This window comes from Devosia chinhatensis (assembly GCF_000969445.1).
Taxonomy (GTDB): domain Bacteria; phylum Pseudomonadota; class Alphaproteobacteria; order Rhizobiales; family Devosiaceae; genus Devosia; species Devosia chinhatensis.
Genome location: NZ_JZEY01000080.1, coordinates 1 through 790, shown reverse-complemented (window position 1 = coordinate 790; position 790 = coordinate 1). Strand labels below are relative to the sequence as shown.

2 protein-coding genes are annotated in these 790 nt (G+C 53.8%); both read left to right on the top strand.

Features of this window, described 5'->3' with window-relative positions:
* The first annotated feature begins 136 nt into the window (after positions 1-136).
* On the top strand, positions 137-355 hold the full coding sequence (locus VE26_RS16825) for a hypothetical protein (RefSeq protein ID WP_152658904.1): 219 nt from the start codon (positions 137-139) through the stop codon (positions 353-355).
* Positions 318-680, top strand: coding sequence for a hypothetical protein (locus VE26_RS17825; RefSeq protein ID WP_152658903.1), 363 nt, complete (start codon positions 318-320; stop codon positions 678-680). Before VE26_RS16825 ends, VE26_RS17825 begins: the two co-directional genes overlap by 38 nt.
* Positions 681-790 lie beyond the last annotated feature (110 nt).

Sequence of the window (790 nt, the reverse complement as noted above, 5' to 3'; positions counted from 1 at the left end):
CAGCAGGCACGAGGGGGCGGGAGTAGATCGGTAGCTGGCGGGTAGGAGGCAGCGCTGAGCAGCGAACGGCGAGGGAACCAAGGGCGGCGTCGGGCAGACCGAAGCGGACGCGAGGGAGCTTGAGCGGAGCGGGGCGTTGGTGAAGACAGGGTCGGAAGCCGAGGAGGTAGGCAGCAAGGGAGGGGGCGGGGACGAAAGAGGGGGACAGGGAGCGGAAAAGGCAGGAGACGGCGAGGAGGGAGAAAAAGGCGAGGGAAACGGGGTAGTGGAGAAGAGGGTGGAGGGAGACAAGGGAGAAAAGGAAAACGACGGGGGAAATGGAGAAGAGGAGGAAGGAGGAAAGAGAGGAGAGTGAGAAAAGACGAAGAAAAAGAGAGGTAAGCGGGGAGGGAGAGCAGGAAGAGGGGAGGGGAAGAGGAAAGAGGAGGGAGAAGGAAGAAGGAAAGGAGGAGAAGGGAAGAAAAAAGAGAGAAAGAAGAAGAAAAGAAAGGAAAAAAAAAAAAGGAAAAGAAAGAAAGAAAAAAAAAGAAGAGGAAAAAAAGAAAAGGAGAAAAGAGAGAAAAAAAAAAGGGGAAGGGGAGGAAGAGACAGAGGGGGAGAAGAGACAGTTAACATCCAGGGGGCAAAAGGAGGAAAGAGAAGAGACAGGGAAAACGAACGCGCCATGCGCAAGGACGTGACGGAGAAGTGGTAGGGAGGAGACGATAACAGAAAGAGCAAGCAGAAAGAAAAGCAGAAGGCGGGCAAGAAACGAAAGCGAAAGTTAGGTTCGGTGGAAATGACCCAGGAA

Bases quoted from the DNA above. Each gene is read 5' to 3' on its own strand.
- VE26_RS17825 (WP_152658903.1), top strand. From the start codon at position 318: ATGGAGAAGAGGAGGAAGGAGGAAAGAGAGGAGAGTGAGAAAAGACGA.